The sequence below is a fragment of the Faecalicatena contorta genome (assembly GCF_003149105.1).
Taxonomy (GTDB): domain Bacteria; phylum Bacillota; class Clostridia; order Lachnospirales; family Lachnospiraceae; genus Muricomes; species Muricomes contortus_C.
In genome coordinates, this window is the sequence record NZ_QGDS01000004.1 from 163,421 (window position 1) to 180,417 (window position 16,997).

Sequence of the window (16,997 nt, forward strand, 5' to 3'; positions counted from 1 at the left end):
CCCACACGGCGGTGCCATATAGAAAGGCTGGAATCCTTTGACCTTAACGGATTCCAGCCTTCTTTAACACTTAAAAAGCAAGTAATATTTTTAAGTTTACTCTCATTCAACAGGCATTATATTTTACAGAAATTCTGCAATCCCATCTGCCATAGCTGTCAAAATAATACAGCAGGAAGCCGCCCCTGCATCCAGGACTCCACGTGAACGCTCTCCCAATCTGCTGGAACGTCCAAACTTTGCCACCATCTCTTTTGTAGAATCACGTCCGGCTTCAGCCGCCGCTTTCATCTCTTCCAGAGTTTCCTTATAGTCCTTTCCGCTCTGTGCCGCTGCCTTCAGCACATCTACTGCAGGAGATAAGGTATCCACGAGAGTTTTATCTCCCACCTTTGCCTCAACGATTTCGCACAGTCCTTCAAGCCCTGCTTCCAGCATTTTTGCAAGACCAGATATATCGATTTCCTTCAGATCTTCTCCTGCTTCTGCCATATCTATAAAAATTGTTCCATAAATAGGTCCCATAGAGCCGCCAATTTCATTGAGAAGAATCATACCCAGTTCATCCAGACCCTCAGAAAACCCAAAATCCTGATCCTTAAATCTCTCCTCAAAAACGCTGAAGCCCTTGTTCATATTCATGCCATGGTCACCATCGCCGATGAGTCCGTCCACTTCACCCAGATATGCTTTATTTTCCTGAATTGCCTTCACCATCTTCAGTAAAACCGGTTTACCGTCACTGTTTTTAAATGTGCCCATATTCTTCTGGCCTCCTTGTATGTTTTCGTATACTTCTATTTTTGTTTGAGCCCCATACTGTATGCCGGCATATCCATCAGCTCTTTCAGTTCATCATCCAACTTCATAATCGTCAATGTTGCACCCATCATTTCCAGTGATGTGAAATAATTCCCTACATATGCTCTGTGGGTTTTAATTCCCTTATCCTTCAACAATTTGTCAATTTCATCATAAAGCACATACAATTCCATGATCGGAGTCGCACCGAGTCCTGATACCAGCACAATTACTTCGTCACCTTCTGCAAAAGGATAATCCGGCAGCACAACATCTGTCATTCTCTTTGCCATCTTATCAGCTGTTTCCAGGGCGCATACTTCGATTCCCGGTTCCCCGTGATGTCCGATTCCAACTTCCATAGTGCCATCTTTAATCTCAAAATTTGGATGTCCCACTGCCGGTAATGTGCATGGAGTAAGGCCAATTCCTACCGAACGGGTATTGTCAATGGCTTTTTGTGCGGCTGCAATAACTTCATCCAAATCTCCGCCCTGGGCAGCTTTTGCTCCCCCTACTTTCCACATGAGAACTTCCCCTGCCACCCCGCGGCGTTTCTCTCTCTGATCCTTGGGCGCAGATGCCACATCATCATTGGCAACTACAGTTTTTACAGTGATTCCTGCCTTCTTTGCCATTTTCACTGCCATTTTTACATTCATGTTATCACCGGAATAATTACCGTACAGGCAGGCGACGCCTTTTCCCTGATCCGCTACCTTGCATGCATCCAGGAAGGCTGCCGCCGTAGGGGATGAGCAAATCTCGCCCACAGCCACTGCGTCACACATATTCTCTCCCACATACCCTGCAAATGCAGGCTTGTGGCCGGAACCGCCGCCGGTTACAACCCCCACTTTATCTGCCGGAATGTTCTTTGCCTTTACTACACGGGGATTTTCTGTAGCCTCCACAATATCAGAATGAGCTTTCAAAAAGCCTTTGAGCATTTCATCTACAATATTATCCGGGTTATTCAATATACGCTGCATACTCTGTTTTCCTCCTCTTATCTTGAGACCGCTGTCACTGTTTCTAAAAATTTATGCTTCCATGTCAGGTACGAGAATAACTTTCATGGCTCCACTTTCACCTGTCTTGGCAATATGGAACGCTTCCTCCCATTTTTCAAGGGGGAACTTATGAGTTACAACCCCCTCTGTGGGAAGCTTGCCGCTGCCAATCCACTCTATTACAGTGTCATAGCAGTATGGGCTTAAATGTACACCCAGAAGATCCAGCTCTTTTCTGTCAGAAATAATGGACCAGTCTACTGTTACCGGCTGTCCGAATACGGAAAACTCTACAAAGCGTCCCATCTTACGTATTGCATCCAGACCCTGCTGTACACTTGCCGGATGCCCGGTTGCTTCTATATATATATCACAACCATATCCGCCGGTCATTTCCTTAATTTTGGCAACTACATCCTCCTTAGCCGGATTCATGGCAATATCAGCACCAAACTCCAGCGCTTTTTCAAGACGTGCCTCATTCATATCCAGTACAACCAGGCATTTGGGATTTGCCTGATGAAGCGCACCAACCATTCCAAGTCCTAATGTACCAACTCCGGAGAGAACCACAAAGTCTCTTGGTGTAACCTGTGCACGCTCTACACAATGGAACGAACAGCCATATGGTTCAATTAAAACAGCTTTTTCAATAGGCATATCTCCGGGAACCAGATAGGGAAGAGCCTCCCTGGTCAGCTTTACATATTCTGCCATACCACCGTTTACATTGTTCTGGAAACCAAACAGATCATGCTTCTCGCACATCCAGTGGCGGCCTGTCTTACAGAACATACATTCTCCGCATGGTACAATCTGTTCCGGACAGATACGGTCCCCAAGTTTCCAGTTTCCTTTTACTTTGGGTCCAACTTCTACAACTGTTCCAACAAATTCATGTCCGGGAATCATAGGTTCTTTTATGTACTTCGCCTGTCCGTCAAGTCCCCAGAAACTTGCTGCTCCGGCATATGCTTTTGTATCACCTGCGCAGACACCGCAAGCCTCAACCTTGAGAATCATTTCTCCTTCCCCGGCTCTTGGAGTGTCCACCATTTCAAATCTGTAATCTCCAGGTGCATATGCCACAATTGCTTTCATTTTTTCAGGTAAATTGATCATAATGACTGCCTCCTTAAATTCCGCAGATTCCTTTAATCTGCGTATCCATAATAGTTACTGTACTATTCGCGGATACGGTCTCCCGTTTCAATATCAAATAAATGAGTTTTCTCCCCGCGAACTTCCAATTTAATAATGTCACCGCTCTTATACCGCGTCTCATCATCTGTAATAAGCATAAGCAGCGCCTCGCCCACATGAATACCTATACGGCGTTCATCTCCAAGGTTCTCAAAAGTTGCCACTTCCTCTGGTGTGCCCTCAGAATCCGCCCGTCCAATAAGAACGTCCATAGGGCGGACACCCATCTTACACTTAAATCCGTTGCTTACTATCTTGTGATAACGTTTAGGAACGGCAATTTTCAGCTTACTGTCTGCAAATGTAAAGAAGAACTTTTCTTCCTCTCCTATAATCGTTGTCTCAAGAATGTTCATAGGCGGTTCACCGATAAAGGAAGCGACAAACTCATTAACCGGGTCATCATATACTTCCGCCGGTGTACCGAACTGCTGAAGAACACCAAAATTGATAATTGCAATTTTGTCTGCAAGGGACATCGCCTCCAACTGGTCATGTGTTACATATACCGTTGTACACTTAATATCATTAATAAGACGTTTAATTTCTGTACGCATAGCCTGACGTGCCTTACCATCCAGATGAGATAAAGGCTCATCCATCAAGAGCAGTTCCGGACGCCGGATAATCGCGCGGGCAATATTTACACGCTGTTTCTGTCCGCCGGATAACTTAACCGGCATCTTATCCAGCAGGTCATCACACTGCATCAGAGGAGCAATTTCCTTGACACGCTTATTAATTTCCGCCTTGTCAACGCCTTTCGCTTTTAAGTTGAACGCAATATTATCATATACTGTAAGGGGAGGATACATTGCATAATCCTCAAAAGCCAGGCCGATATGGCGGTCTTTTGGATGAAGATCATTTACCAGCGTATCCCCGATATAGATCTTTCCGTCAGTAATATCTTCCAGACCTGCAGTCATACGCAGAGTCGTAGTCTTACCACATCCAGATGGTCCCAGAAGTGCAATGAATTCGCCCTGTTCACATACAAGGTTCAGGTCTTTCACGGCAAAATCATTCTTTACGGCATTTTTCTTATTTTTGCCGGAATTCTCATAACGTTTATAAAGATTTTCAATTCTTAATCCTGCCATATCCTAGCCCTCCTGTTCCGCCAAAGCTTTTACTGCGGCTTCATTGTATCTGGTCAAATATTCTTTTGTCTCTGCATTGAAGAACATAGCATGGTTAAGTTCCATATCTACATAAACATTCTGGTCAATTTTAACAGTAAGACCGTTTGGTGCAATCATTCTAAGCTGCAGCCCTTTCATATCTGCAACAATAACCGCCTTGTTGCCAATGCTTTCATAGCTGTATACTGTGCATTTGAGATATCCCTCTTTTGGTTCAAAGGAATATTTCAGGTTCTGAGGTCTCATTCCGATATCCACGTTCTCACATCCCATTTGCTCCAGCCTGGCGAAAAGCTCATCCTCTTCCGGAAGAGTATAAACCTTCCCTCCGGCATCCATTGCAAACTGCCAGGAATCTTCCTCTTTTTTCAAAGTTCCGCTGATAATATTAATCTCCGGGTCGCCCATAAGCTGAGAAACAAACTCGTTGCACGGCATGTAGTAAATCTCATCACTTGTGCCTATCTGTACAATCTTGCCCTCGTTAACAATTGCAATTCTGTCTCCCAGGGACATCGCTTCCATAAAATCATGGGTTACATATACACTGGTGGTACCAAAGTTTGCCTGAATTTCTTTCAGCTCGGTACGCATAGAGTTACGGAGCTTTGCATCCAAGTGGGCCAGAGGCTCATCCATCAAGTATACTCTTGGAGAACGGACCAGTGCACGACCCATAGCAACACGCTGCTTCTGTCCATTGGATAACTGGCTGGGAAGGCGTTCAAGAAGATGTTCCATCTTCATCATCTCAGCAACTTCCTGAATTTTATTTTTGATGTACTTCTCGTCTTTCTTATATAAATTACTTCTTAAAGGGGACGCCATATTATCATATACGGTCATCTGAGGGTACAATGCATAATTTTCAAATACCATGGCGGTATTCCTGTGTGCGGCATCCACCAGATTCACAACTTCTCCGTCAAACTTTATAGTTCCTTCTTCTGGTATCTGAATACCCGCAATACAGTTAAGAATTGTAGTTTTCCCGGCACCTGCGGGTCCAAACAGTACAAAGAATTCCTTGTCCTTTATATCCAGAGAAATACCGTCAAGGGCTGTAACCTTTCCGAATTTCTTTGTAACATTTTCCAGTTCTATTCTTGACATATTCTCACACCTATCCCTTCACAGCACCAAAACTCAGACCACGTACCAAGTGTTTCTGAATACATAATGCAAAAATAATTGCCGGCAGAGCAGACACGGTTGCTGCAACAGCCAGCTGTCCGTAATGGGCACTGTCTGTTCCGAGGAACTTTGTAATAGCTACCGTAATTGGCTGAACGTTTGTACCCGCCAGGATTAACGGAAATGTAAAACTGTTCCATGCGAAGATAAATGCCAGCAAAGATGCAGATACAAGTCCCGGCTTAATGAGCGGAATCAGCATCTTAAAGAATATCTGATACCATGTGTAACCATCCACCTGAGCCGCATGCTCAATCTCAATCGAAATATCTTCAAAGTAACCTCTTACAACCCATATCAGAAGAGGCATGGAAATTAACTGATACACCCAGATAAGTCCGAAATAGGAATCATAAATGCCTAATTTCTGGAAAATCATAAATAATGGTAATACAACCAAAATCTCAGGAGCAAATTTGAAAGACAGGATCTGGAATGCAATGTCTTCCTTCTTCTTGAAATTATATCTTGCAAGTGCGTATGCTGCCGGAACACCTGCAATAATTGAAACTAAAACTGCTCCTCCTGCTACAATCAAACTGTCTATCATGTACCGGATATAATCCGATTCAAGCAATACTGCTCTATAGTTATCCAATGTAGGGGTAAATACAAACGTAGTTGTATACATCTGGGCATCGGACTTTATTGACAGGATAAGCATCCAAATCAACGGGAACAAAGCAAAGATTGCATATATAACTAATAGTAAATTCTGGACAATTAAGCCCAATCTTTTTTTACCTGTACTCATGCTTGACATCCTTTCTGACTATTTATTTTCAATCTGTTCCAACGCTTACTATTCTTCCAATCCAGACGCCTGTTTCTGAGCAGCACGCTGTCTCTTGACAATCTGCTTTGCAACAATGTTGATAAAAACCCACAGTACCAGTATGTACGGAAGAGCAAATCCGAATTTTTGGAACTGGAATCCTGTTTGATACGAAGTCAGCGACAGGTTCATTAATGTATCACCCGGGCCTCCCTTCGTCAGACCGAAGATAATTGCATACTCCTGCAATGCCGCCATAAGACGGAACAGAAGGGCAATATACAAGCTTGGCTTCAGCATAGGCAGTGTCAGATTCCAGAAGTTAAATAATGCACTTCCGCCATCAATCTTTGCAGATTCAAATGGTGATTTTGGAAGTGACTGTAGTCCGGCAAGTACCAAAAGCATGCAAAATGAGGTATTAACCCATATATCAATCATAACCACCGTCATCATCGCCGTTGATGCACTGGCTGCCCACGGAAAATTATAGACTCCGAAGATGTTCAGGAATTTTTCTACTACACCTACCGAGTTATTTAACATCAGCTGCCAGATAATTGTGGCTGTAATAGGGGCAACCATAAGTGGGAATATAAGAACAACTCTGAGTATCTTGGAAAAGCGGTTATTAAGGCTGTTAAGAAGCATGGCAACCCCCATCCCCAATCCCATCTCAAGAACTGTACTAAAGAACGCATATCTCAGAGTTACCCATACAGCTTTCCAAAATCCAGGTGATGTCACTATGGTAATCCAGTTTTTCAATCCTATAAACTTATACGTTGGCATCCTGAACGAATAGCTCGTCAATGAAAAGTAAATAGACATTGCAAAGGGAATCATAATCCCAATTGTAATAATCAATGCTGGAGCTACAATCAGGTAAGGACGTACCCTTGTCTTAAACGGCACCACATTAAGTTCGCTCACAGCGGCACTGTTTTTTTTCTGCTCTCTCATTCCGTTTCCTCCAATTCCAATTTCCGGTTTTAAAAAATCAAGGAGGGTCAGGTAACCCCTCCTTGCCTTAACCTTTCAAAAATAGACATTCCACCAATAATTTAAGTTTTCTAAGATTATTCAGATACATCCAAATCAGATACAATAGTATCCAATTCCTTCTTCAACTGTTTCATCGCTTCTTCTGTAGATGAGTATTTATCTGTAAGAACAAGGTCCTGAAGAGTCTCAGCCCACTTCGTTGTACATTCGAAGAAATATGGCTGTGGAGTGAATTGAATGGTTGCATTCTTTGATAAGATATCAATTGACTCAAGATAATTATCAGCAGAACCAACAATACTCTTGTATTCTTCACTTTCCATTACAGATGTACGAGGTGTATCCGGGCTTGCTCCGTCCGTTCCTGCATACAGCATGTAGTCTGGGCTTGTGAAATATTGAATAAAGTACCATGCAGCATCTTTGTTCTTAGAATCTGCATTCATAGCCAGTGACCAGATCCAGACATTGGCTTTCATATCATCCTCAGTCTTGCCTGACGGAAGTGGGATTGTGGACCATGCAATGTTTCCAGACTGGTCGGAAGCGCCTTCGTAGTTCTGGAAGTAAGCAGCACTTGTAGCATCAAATAACATGGCAGCTTTGCCTGCACCCAGGTCAGAACTTGCTTCATACCATGTGTAGTTAGACCACTGCGGAGCGCCTGCTTCTTTGATTAAGTCAACCCAGTAATCTGTCATCTCGATAGCCTCTTTGGAATCTAACTGACAAACAAGCTTTCCATCCTCGATTGCAAAATCCTTTCCGCCCCATGTTGCAAATAATGACATATATCCAGGATGAATAGTAGCCCATTCACGTGTACCACGTACAGCAACACCATAAGATCCGGAACCATTGAACTCATTCAGAGACTTCGCCGTCTCAAGCAGTTCGTCTGTAGTTGTTGGAACAGTAAGTCCCTTTTCCTCAAATACAGTCTTATTATATGCCAGGTTATTTAATTCCCAGCCCATTGGAAGTGCCCACTGGGAACCTTCGCCTACTGCATGCCCCGGAACAAGATCCCATTGAAGCGAATCAACTGTAGCACCAATAAAATCATCAAAGTTATAATCTGGCGCTGTCTTAGAAGCGTCATTTATGTAATTCTCCAATGGCTCCATGTAACCTGCTGATGCATATTCCCAAACCTGATAAGCACCTGTCATATATACATCCGGGGTACCGGAACGGCTGCTCAATGATGTGTTCAGTTTGTCGAAGTAGTTAGACTCAGGTGTTGATGAGTACTTAACTGTAATACCTGTCAAATCCTCAAACTCCTCAATCTTGGAAATAACGGCCTTGGAATAGTTATGCTCGTTAAACATAACATTAATTGTTGTTCCCTCGTAGTTCTTCCAGTCAAAATCTTCCGCTGAACCACTTGATACTTCTTTGCTGTCTGTCGAGTCTGAACCTCCGTCAGAACTTCCGCCTCCGCAGCCAGCCAGCATTGTGCCAACCATTACCGCACTAAGAATTACACTAATAACTCTCTGCTTTTTCATACCTTTTCCTCCTTAATATTTAAGTTTTGCCATAAATACAGTTCCGGTTTACCTGCCCGTAACTTTTTATGGAAAACGCTTAATTTTATTATATTAATTGGTAATACTTTTGTCAAGTAATTTTACATATTGCACTTTTACCAATTTTCTATGTAAATTTTGCACTAATTTAACGTTATTTTTGTTTATGTTTTTGTTTGTTTTTTCTTTAACAAACTTTTTCACGCTTGCAGCAGTTGATTTTTTAGTGTATGATTATCCCATCACACTAGGAGGAATCTTATCTATGAAAGTTTTTGAATATGACAGTGGTTTTATGAAATCTGCAGTTCTTCTGAGCCGCCTTACACTGCTGAACCTCGTCTGGTTGGTATGCTGTATCCCTATTATCACCGCAGGCGCAGCCACGGCCGCCCAATATTATTCTGCAAGCCAATTGTCCCACGGAAATACTTCAGTACTTCGGAATTTCAAAACCGGGTTTAAGGTGCATTGGAAAAGGGCAACCGTTATGTGGATTGCCTTTACATTTCTCACAGCCATCTTCTGCATGGGATATTACATACTTAACACCGCCCAGGTTCCCGGGAAAACAGTGTTATTTGCCATATCCAGCCTTGCTTTCCTCACTATGGTCCTTGTCATGCTCTGGATTTTCCCCGTCATGATAACCTTCACCGGAACAATGCGGGAGATTCTCTTTAATGCTTTTGTATTCACCTTTATGTATGTGCCTGTCACACTAATAGCTGCAGCCTTTTACGGCATTGCTATATTTTTGTTTATCCGCTTTACAGCGGCGAGAGGACTGTTTGTCCTCTTCGGTCATTCTTTAATTGCATACGCTGTCATGGCTGTTTTTAATAAAGTTTTTCAAAAATATCTTCAAGAATAAAAAACTGCCGCATGGACGGATTTTTTAATCCATCCATGCGGCAGTCTCTTTTTCTGTCTTACTTTTTTATATTTAGAACTTAAATGCTACCTTGAAATCTCCATACTTTCCTGTAGCATAATCAAATGCTTTCTCCCACTCTTCAAGAGAGAACATATTAGATACTACGCCGTCTGTCTTCAAGTTGCCTTTTATCATGTTTTCAATTACAAATGGAAACGCATAAGGGCTCAGATGTGCGCCGAGAATATCCAGTTCTTTTCTATCCCCGATAATAGACCAATCTACTGTTGTCTCTGAGCCAAATACACTAAACTCTACAAAGCGTCCCAGCTTTCTTGTGATGGTAAGTCCCTGGATTACACTGGAAGGATGCCCGGTCGCCTCAATATATACATCACAACCATAACCCTCTGTTAAAGCCTTAATTTCTTTGTCTATATCACATTTTCCCGGATTAAATACCAGGTCTGCGCCAAATTCTTTTGCTTTAGCCAGACGGTCTTCCTGCATATCCAGAACAATTAACAGCTTCGGGTTTTTCATTCTGGCATAAGTAACCATTCCAAGTCCGAGAGTCCCCGCACCGGAAATTACTACTACATCTTCATTTGTAATACTTCCGCGGTCTACCGCATGTTTGGAGCATCCATAAGGCTCTATCAGAAGCGCCTGCTCCGTCGTCATTTCCTCAGGAACACGGCTGATGACACAATTCTTTGGATATCTTACATATTCCGCCATTCCGCCATTTGTATAGGACTGAAAGCCAAGCATATCATGGGGCTGGCACATCCAGTAATGCCCATCCTTACAGAATCTGCACTTTCCGCAGGGAACAATCTGGTCTGCAATAATTCTGTCACCCAGTTCATAATCCTCTACATTCTCACCCATTTCCACAATACGCCCGTAAAATTCATGCCCCGGAATAAATGGAGGTTTTACCCATGAGGGCTGAGTTTCATCTCCCCAGAACATTGCCGCCCCGTGGCTGCACTTTAAATCACCTGCACAAACACCGCAAGCCTCAGTCTTAATGATAATGTCATCAGGTCCACATTCCGGTGTGGGATATTCCGGCTCAAACCGGTAATCATCTTTACTGTATGCCACCAATGCCTTCATTGTTTTTGGGGTGCCGCCTTTGTTTGCCATAAATGTTTCCACCTTTCTTTTTTAATTTATACTTCAAACTGTCCCCAGACAGTATCAAGTGCTTTGCTTACCGCACGGTATTTCTCATACTTTTTCTGATAAATGGCTGTCTTTTCTGCATCGGGATATATCCTGTCAGATATATGCACCATATTTTCAGCCGCCTCCCTGTAGTCCTTATATACACCTGCCGCAATCGCCGCTGCCATTCCGCACCCCAGTGCTCCCAGTTCCCTGGCTTCTACAGTTTCAATCGGAAATCCCAATACGTCCGCAAACATCTGTACCCAGACTTTGGAATTCACCGCGCCTCCCGCCATGCGTATTGCCTCCGGCGCCTTTCTGGAAGACAAAAGACGTTCAATATGGGTTTTGTGGGAATAGGCAACCCCTTCGTAAACAGCCCTCAGCATATGGGCTTTATCATGGAATGTTGTAAGACCGATAAAAGCTCCCTTTCCCAGAGGGTGGGCGTTAGACCCATAAAGGAAGGGAAGGAAATATACATCCGATTCTTCCGGGGCAACGGAGGACACCTTTTCATTCACTGCATCGTATATACTTTTGCCTTCCGGCAGCCGCTCATTTTCCATGCAATTTTCCAAAAACCATTCCAGGTTCCCCGAGGAAGTGGCACTGCACTCTTCCACCAGGTAGTATCCCGGCATGGCAAACAGCGAATTCATAGCAATGCTTCCGTCCATTACGGGCTGCTTAGATATGTACTCGTTAATACTCCAGGTTCCCGCAATCGTACATAACTGCTCCGGCGAGGTCACATCAACAGCCACCGCACACGCATCAATATCAAACATACCGCCTGCCACCGGTGTTCCCTCCATAAGTCCTGTAAGGAAGGATGCTTCCCGGGTAATTGTCCCGCAAACATCATAGGAATATTTGATAGGTGCAAGTTTTTCATACACTTCCCCAATTCCCAGCTTATCCAGAATTTCCTGGTCAAACCGTGCATTTTTCACATCCATCAGCCCGGAACCGGATATATCTGTGGCTTCACTGTAAGCCTCTCCGGTAAGGCGGAAGCGGATATAATCCTTTACAGAAAATACATATTCAATGTTGTCATATACATCTTTGTGATGGTCTTTGAACCATGCAAGAAGCGCCACCTGCTGACACGCCATAAACTCCTGGCACAACTGATCATGAAGTTCTTCATATACTCCATTCTCATACCACTTTTTTGGGTACTTCCACGCACGGCTGTCTGTGGAAATAATTCCGTTGTATGCCGGTTTGTCATCCTTTCCCCATGGATAAAGTCCCTTTCCATGTCCGCAGACCGCGATTCCAAGCACATCCCTGCCATCAATCCCGCCCTTTTCCAAAGCCTTTTTTACACATTCACAGTTTGCCAGCCACACTTCTTCCATATCCCTCTCTGTATAACCAGATTTAGGGGTAATCACTCTGGTCTGCTTTCCCGCAGAACAAATCTCTTTTCCTTTCAAATCGAAGACAGCTGCTTTCGTAGAAGTACCGCCATTATCCAGGCCAATCACATACTTTCCCATCTTCAAAGCTCCTTCCTGTTCTTTTACACTGCGCTACTTTTGTAACCGTATTTACTTAAGATTGATTATACCGTTATGGAATCAAAAAAACAATTATATTTTATAACAATTTCTATTCCTGAAAGAATTGCCCTTCAACCACTGGAAATTATATTAAAGAATTTGTCGAAGAAAATCTCATAAAAAACACAACTTTTGAAATTGACTTTTTGTATAATTCATGGTATTGTAAAAGGGTATTTTCATAGGATTTAGATTTCACATATTTTTGTAAATCATTACCTTTTCTATTGATGATGCTTTACAAAAATATGTGATTTTTTATTTTCCCAGATTTACAAATAATATTATTCAGGAGGTATCTTTCATGAACAAAGGTACAGTAAAATGGTTTAACGCACAAAAAGGATTTGGATTCATCACTAACAGCGAAAACGGCGAAGACGTATTCGTACACTTCTCAGGAATCGCTATCGATGGATACAAGACTCTGGACGAAGGTCAGGACGTAGTTTTTGACATCACAGAAGGAAGCCGCGGACCTCAGGCTGTCAACGTAGTTGGCGCATAAGAAATTTTAGAGAGAAGCAGCCTGCGGATATCATATCCCCAGGCTGTTTTTTATGTGCAGGAAACTCTCCAGAGTATTGCACTTCAGCGGCAAAGAAGATGTTGCTATCGCAACCCGCCACAGGCGAAGAATCTCGCAAGCGAGATTCTTTCTTATTCCACTTCCAGGCTAAAATCTTCTCTGGTAAACAGAGGGATCTGTTCAATCGGCGTTTCAGCCTCTACTGTCCGTCCCCCTTCAAACACTTCCTTTGTCCATACATTTGTCCATTTGACACCGGACGGCAAATAGACTTTTTTTGTCTTCTGTCCTCTTTTCATAACAGGGGCAACCAGTATATCGGGTCCGAACATATACTGTGTCTCAATTTCCCAGCATACTTGCTCTCCGGGAAAATCATAAAACATCGGACGCATAACAGGAGCTCCTTTTTCATGCGCCTCCTTCATTAACATACGGATATAAGGACGCATTCTCTCCCGCAGTTTAATATAATCCCTGCAGATTTTGTATACCCTATCTCCATAAGACCATATTTCATTTGGTGCGCCGGAAACACAGGCCGCCCCTCCCGTGGTCCCCTGCTGCGGCTGATATGGCATACGGTATCCGTGCAGGCGCATTACCGGGCAAAAAGTTCCATACTCAAACCAGCGTACAAATACTTCGTGATAATCTTCATCATAAATATTAGCCCCCAAAAAACCTCCTATATCCGTGGTCCACCAGGGAATACCTGAAAGTCCCATATTCAGACCTGCCGCAAACTGATTTTCTAAGCTTTCAAATGTGGAATGAATATCTCCCGACCAGACAAGAGCACCATACTTCTGACTCCCCGCCCATGCACAGCGAAGCAGATTCACAACTTCCTCCTGCCCTTCTGCTCTCATGCCGTCAAAAAAGTTCTTCGCATACATTACCGGGTATATATTCCCAACCTGTACATTAGGTCCCATATGATAACGGTAATTTTCAAAGTCATAAACCGTATATTCCGGCTCGGCCTCATCCAGCCAGAATAGTTTCACACCCTTATCATAATAATTTTTCTTTGCCTTTCCCCATACATATTTCCGTGCTTCCGGGTTCGTGGGATCATACTGGATGGTATTGCCCATGTAGGTATTATCAATGCGTACACCCTTTTCCACTCTGGTGAGCAGTCCTCTTGCTTTCATTTCTTCGAAATTTTCACTTTCATAGTCTACCATCGGCCAGACGGAAACCATCAACTCAATTCCCATCTCCTTTAATTCACCAATCATAGCATCCGGGTCCGGCCAGTAGTCAGGGTCAAATCTCCAGTCTCCCTGTTTCGGCCAGTGGAAAAAGTCTGCCACAATGACATCTATCGGAATACCTCTGCGCTTGTATTCTCTTGCAACTTCCAGCAATTCTTCCTGAGTCTGGTAGCGCAGCTTACACTGCCAGAACCCCATTCCGTATTCTGGCATCATAGGAACTTTTCCGGTTGCCTCTGCATATGCTTCCTCAATTTCCGCCGGTGTATCTCCTGCCGTAATCCAGTAATCCAGTTTTTTGACAGACTGCACCTGCCATGTTGTAATATTTTTATTAAAACTGACACGCCCAATAGCCGGATTGTTCCATAGGAGTCCATATCCCAGCGAAGAGAGTGCAAAAGGCACGCTTGCCTGAGAGTTCCGGTGTGCCAGCTCCAGCTCTGCTCCTTTTAAATCAAGAAACTTCTGCTGATACTGGCCCATGCCATATATCTTTTCATCTGGATTTGATTCGAAACGCACAGTTAAGGCATAATCTCCCCCAATGATGGGCTTAAACTCCCTGGCTTCCACCTCCAGGGAGCTGCATGTGTCCGCAAACATATCTTCACGGTTGCGTACATACTCCTCTAAAAGGACTTCGCCTTTTTGGTTATAAAATGTCAGCTTTCCAATATTATTAATGACAGCCTTAATTTTTCCGTTTACAATTTCGGCGGAGTAGTCATAAATGGCAATTTCGGCATGTTCATCTTTTGTTTTTTCTTCTAATGCCCATAAATCTTCTGGCATTTCCGGCATTTTAGATGCACGGACTCTCAGACTGTTTTCTCCCCATGGCTGTATGATTACGCGTTCTGCATCGTAACGGTAATATAACGTGCCGTCTTTCTTCTCAAAATATCCTAACAAAAACTGGTTATCTGAGCGGAAATCACCGGCTGACGTTTCTCTTTTTATAACACCATCTGACATACTGTTCCCTTTCCTGCTTAGATTAATTCTTTCAGCCACACTGTCATTTCTCCTATCCCCCTATTATTCCAATAGGCATACGGAACCGCCTTCAATATAGTATCTGACAGGACAACCGGATGCTCTCCATACAGTTCCTCTTCCTCCCATGCTGCTTCTTCCATCCTTTTCCCCTGAACAGCCAGTTCTGTAATCCCGCCAAACAAATCTGATTTTATTTCGTTAATAGCCTGAGTGGTGTCAATATATAGTGCTGACAGATTTTTGCCATTATCAATTTCTTCCAGACAGTAAACCAGCGGGCCTTTTACCAATGCCGCCTTTCCGCAATCCGCCCGCACATTTGGATTCGCGCGCACAAACCTGGCAGGAGCTTCAAAATTAACTTTTAGTTCTGAGTCCTTCTCTGCCGGAATAAGTGCATATCCTTTTTCTACCTTGCAACTTGTCAACGCTCCATTTACATGAACCTGATATTTCTTTGCATAATCCGGTATTCTCAAAGCTAATGTCATTCCATCTTCCGCTACATTCTCAACCTTTATACAAACCTGATTCTCAAAGGGAAACCTGGTTTCTATCTTAACATTAACTTTCCCGGCTTTCAGTTCTATTTCCGTTTCATTGGATATAAAAAGGTTTACATATAATTCATTCTCACCCACAGAATAGATGTACTGTCCGACAGAGGCCAGTGTCCGTGCTATATTGGGCGGACAGCATGCCACTCCGAACCACTTTTGACGGACAGGTTTTACATGTTCCTTTGAAGTGCGCTCCAGACAGCTGTCCGGCCACACCTCCAGCGGATTCACATAAAAGAAGCTCTTTCCATCCAGTGCAATCCCTGCAAGTACAGTGTTGTATAACGCACGTTCTACAACATCAATATAAGAGGCGTCTCTGGTAATATTCGCCATTCTGATTCCAAACATAGCCAGTCCAATAGATGCACAGGATTCCGAATAATTGTAATCATTAGGCAAATCATAATCCACCGTAAAGCGCTCCATAATGCCTGAGGCTCCAATTCCCCCTGTTATGTACATTTGCTTTTGCACAATGTTGTTCCACAGCCTTTCACAGGCCTCCATCAATTCTTCATCCTGATATTCATATGCCAAATCTGCCATAGCGCTGTACATGTAGACAGCACGTACTGCATGGCCCTCAGCCACATCCTGCTCTCTCACAGGTTTATCAGACTGGGAGTATTCCGGCTGATAATTGGTAAACTCGGGAAAAATCTGCTGATAGCCGGGCCGTGCCATCTCCTGAAGGAAGTAATTTTCTCCCTGCCCTCTGGCATCAATAAAGTACTTTGCCTGTTCCAGATACTTTCTTTCTCCTGTTATATAATACAGCTTAATCAGGCCCAACTCTACTTCCTGATGCCCTGGGTAACCATGAATTTTCCCTTCCTCTGTACCGAAGACATCACAAATCAAATCTGCCAGTTTCTGTACCACATCCAGAAACTTTCTTTTTCCTGTTCCCTGATAATAGGCAACCGCAGCCTCCATCATATGGCCTGCCGTGTAAAGCTCATGCCCTTCACAAAGATTACACCATCTCTTGTCCGGCTCCTTGATAATGAAATATGTATCCAGATAGCCATCCTTCTGCTGTGCTTCGGCTATAAGGCCGATTACCTCATCCGCTGTTTTTTCCAATTGAGGATCATCATAGGCCGCCAGTGTGAAACCCACTGCCTCCAGCCATTTCGCTATATCTGTATCCTGAAATACTGCACCGTAAAATTCTCCCTCTTTTCTTCCGGCAGCTATCGCAAAATTTTCCAGGCAATGGGATGGTTCGGCATCGGGAATCAGGTCATTCATTACCTCCCATTGATAAGGTATAATAACATCTTTCACCAGCTTTACATGCTTTGACCAGAATGCATCCTTAATATTGATTTTTTGTAAGTTAATAGAATGTAATTTCATATAGTCCTCCGTCATAC

General features: G+C 43.4%; 14 protein-coding genes. 2 read left to right on the plus strand and 12 right to left on the minus strand.

All coding sequences use genetic code 11. From position 1 onward, the window contains the following. Positions 1-123: 123 nt before the first annotated feature. The 8 genes from dhaL to A8805_RS08800 form a co-directional block, all read right to left on the minus strand. Positions 124-762, minus strand: coding sequence for a dihydroxyacetone kinase subunit DhaL (gene dhaL, locus A8805_RS08765; RefSeq protein ID WP_109710151.1), 639 nt, complete (start codon positions 760-762; stop codon positions 124-126). A 35-nt stretch (positions 763-797) separates the two neighbouring features. After that, positions 798-1,793 (minus strand): dihydroxyacetone kinase subunit DhaK, encoded by a 996-nt coding sequence (locus A8805_RS08770; protein ID WP_109710152.1) that lies wholly within the window; start codon positions 1,791-1,793, stop codon positions 798-800. Between the two features lie 51 nt (positions 1,794-1,844). Next, positions 1,845-2,936: an alcohol dehydrogenase catalytic domain-containing protein gene (locus tag A8805_RS08775; protein WP_109710154.1), complete on the minus strand. Its 1,092-nt coding sequence runs from the start codon at positions 2,934-2,936 to the stop codon at positions 1,845-1,847. A gap of 62 nt (positions 2,937-2,998) precedes the next feature. Continuing rightward, positions 2,999-4,120, minus strand: coding sequence for an ABC transporter ATP-binding protein (locus tag A8805_RS08780; RefSeq protein ID WP_109710157.1), 1,122 nt, complete (start codon positions 4,118-4,120; stop codon positions 2,999-3,001). 3 nt (positions 4,121-4,123) lie between these two features. Next, positions 4,124-5,275 carry an ABC transporter ATP-binding protein gene (locus tag A8805_RS08785; protein WP_109710158.1) on the minus strand — a complete coding sequence of 384 codons (1,152 nt, stop codon included), beginning with the start codon at positions 5,273-5,275 and terminating at the stop codon, positions 4,124-4,126. Between the two features lie 10 nt (positions 5,276-5,285). Continuing rightward, on the minus strand, positions 5,286-6,110 hold the full coding sequence (locus tag A8805_RS08790; protein WP_181392781.1) for a carbohydrate ABC transporter permease: 825 nt from the start codon (positions 6,108-6,110) through the stop codon (positions 5,286-5,288). A gap of 48 nt (positions 6,111-6,158) precedes the next feature. After that, positions 6,159-7,094, minus strand: coding sequence for a carbohydrate ABC transporter permease (locus A8805_RS08795; protein ID WP_109710163.1), 936 nt, complete (start codon positions 7,092-7,094; stop codon positions 6,159-6,161). A gap of 116 nt (positions 7,095-7,210) precedes the next feature. Continuing rightward, positions 7,211-8,650, minus strand: a complete 1,440-nt coding sequence (locus tag A8805_RS08800) for an ABC transporter substrate-binding protein (protein ID WP_109710165.1) — start codon at positions 8,648-8,650, stop codon at positions 7,211-7,213. Between the two features lie 286 nt (positions 8,651-8,936). Here A8805_RS08800 and A8805_RS08805 point away from each other — a divergent pair, with 286 nt between their 5' ends. Next, complete coding sequence (locus A8805_RS08805) at positions 8,937-9,545, plus strand: DUF624 domain-containing protein (RefSeq protein ID WP_109710167.1); 609 nt, start codon at positions 8,937-8,939, stop codon at positions 9,543-9,545. Between the two features lie 72 nt (positions 9,546-9,617). Here A8805_RS08805 and A8805_RS08810 read toward each other — a convergent pair whose 3' ends face one another. Together A8805_RS08810 and A8805_RS08815 are read right to left on the minus strand one after the other, a co-directional pair. After that, positions 9,618-10,703, minus strand: coding sequence for an alcohol dehydrogenase catalytic domain-containing protein (locus A8805_RS08810; RefSeq protein WP_109710169.1), 1,086 nt, complete (start codon positions 10,701-10,703; stop codon positions 9,618-9,620). 26 nt (positions 10,704-10,729) lie between these two features. Further along, on the minus strand, positions 10,730-12,238 hold the full coding sequence (locus A8805_RS08815) for an FGGY-family carbohydrate kinase (RefSeq protein WP_109710172.1): 1,509 nt from the start codon (positions 12,236-12,238) through the stop codon (positions 10,730-10,732). 367 nt (positions 12,239-12,605) lie between these two features. Between A8805_RS08815 and A8805_RS08820 the strand changes: the two genes are divergently transcribed. Then, positions 12,606-12,809: a cold-shock protein gene (locus A8805_RS08820; RefSeq protein WP_109710174.1), complete on the plus strand. Its 204-nt coding sequence runs from the start codon at positions 12,606-12,608 to the stop codon at positions 12,807-12,809. 152 nt (positions 12,810-12,961) lie between these two features. Here the strand turns inward: A8805_RS08820 and A8805_RS08825 are convergent, their stop codons facing one another. Both A8805_RS08825 and A8805_RS08830 read right to left on the minus strand, forming a co-directional pair. Continuing rightward, positions 12,962-15,070 (minus strand): TIM-barrel domain-containing protein, encoded by a 2,109-nt coding sequence (locus tag A8805_RS08825; RefSeq protein WP_330405905.1) that lies wholly within the window; start codon positions 15,068-15,070, stop codon positions 12,962-12,964. Then, positions 15,049-16,980 (minus strand): glycoside hydrolase family 127 protein, encoded by a 1,932-nt coding sequence (locus tag A8805_RS08830; RefSeq protein WP_109710176.1) that lies wholly within the window; start codon positions 16,978-16,980, stop codon positions 15,049-15,051. Before A8805_RS08830 ends, A8805_RS08825 begins: the two co-directional genes overlap by 22 nt. Positions 16,981-16,997 lie beyond the last annotated feature (17 nt).

Excerpts from the sequence above, each read along its gene's own strand:
- dhaL (WP_109710151.1), bottom strand. The coding sequence starts at position 762 with ATGGGCACATTTAAAAACAGTGACGGTAAACCGGTTTTACTGAAGATG.
- A8805_RS08770 (WP_109710152.1), bottom strand. The coding sequence starts at position 1,793 with ATGCAGCGTATATTGAATAACCCGGATAATATTGTAGATGAAATGCTC.
- A8805_RS08775 (WP_109710154.1), bottom strand. The coding sequence starts at position 2,936 with ATGATCAATTTACCTGAAAAAATGAAAGCAATTGTGGCATATGCACCT.
- A8805_RS08780 (WP_109710157.1), bottom strand. The coding sequence starts at position 4,120 with ATGGCAGGATTAAGAATTGAAAATCTTTATAAACGTTATGAGAATTCC.
- A8805_RS08785 (WP_109710158.1), bottom strand. The coding sequence starts at position 5,275 with ATGTCAAGAATAGAACTGGAAAATGTTACAAAGAAATTCGGAAAGGTT.
- A8805_RS08790 (WP_181392781.1), bottom strand. The coding sequence starts at position 6,110 with ATGAGTACAGGTAAAAAAAGATTGGGCTTAATTGTCCAGAATTTACTA.
- A8805_RS08795 (WP_109710163.1), bottom strand. The coding sequence starts at position 7,094 with ATGAGAGAGCAGAAAAAAAACAGTGCCGCTGTGAGCGAACTTAATGTG.
- A8805_RS08800 (WP_109710165.1), bottom strand. The coding sequence starts at position 8,650 with ATGAAAAAGCAGAGAGTTATTAGTGTAATTCTTAGTGCGGTAATGGTT.
- A8805_RS08805 (WP_109710167.1), top strand. The coding sequence starts at position 8,937 with ATGAAAGTTTTTGAATATGACAGTGGTTTTATGAAATCTGCAGTTCTT.
- A8805_RS08810 (WP_109710169.1), bottom strand. The coding sequence starts at position 10,703 with ATGGCAAACAAAGGCGGCACCCCAAAAACAATGAAGGCATTGGTGGCA.
- A8805_RS08815 (WP_109710172.1), bottom strand. The coding sequence starts at position 12,238 with ATGGGAAAGTATGTGATTGGCCTGGATAATGGCGGTACTTCTACGAAA.
- A8805_RS08820 (WP_109710174.1), top strand. The coding sequence starts at position 12,606 with ATGAACAAAGGTACAGTAAAATGGTTTAACGCACAAAAAGGATTTGGA.
- A8805_RS08830 (WP_109710176.1), bottom strand. The coding sequence starts at position 16,980 with ATGAAATTACATTCTATTAACTTACAAAAAATCAATATTAAGGATGCA.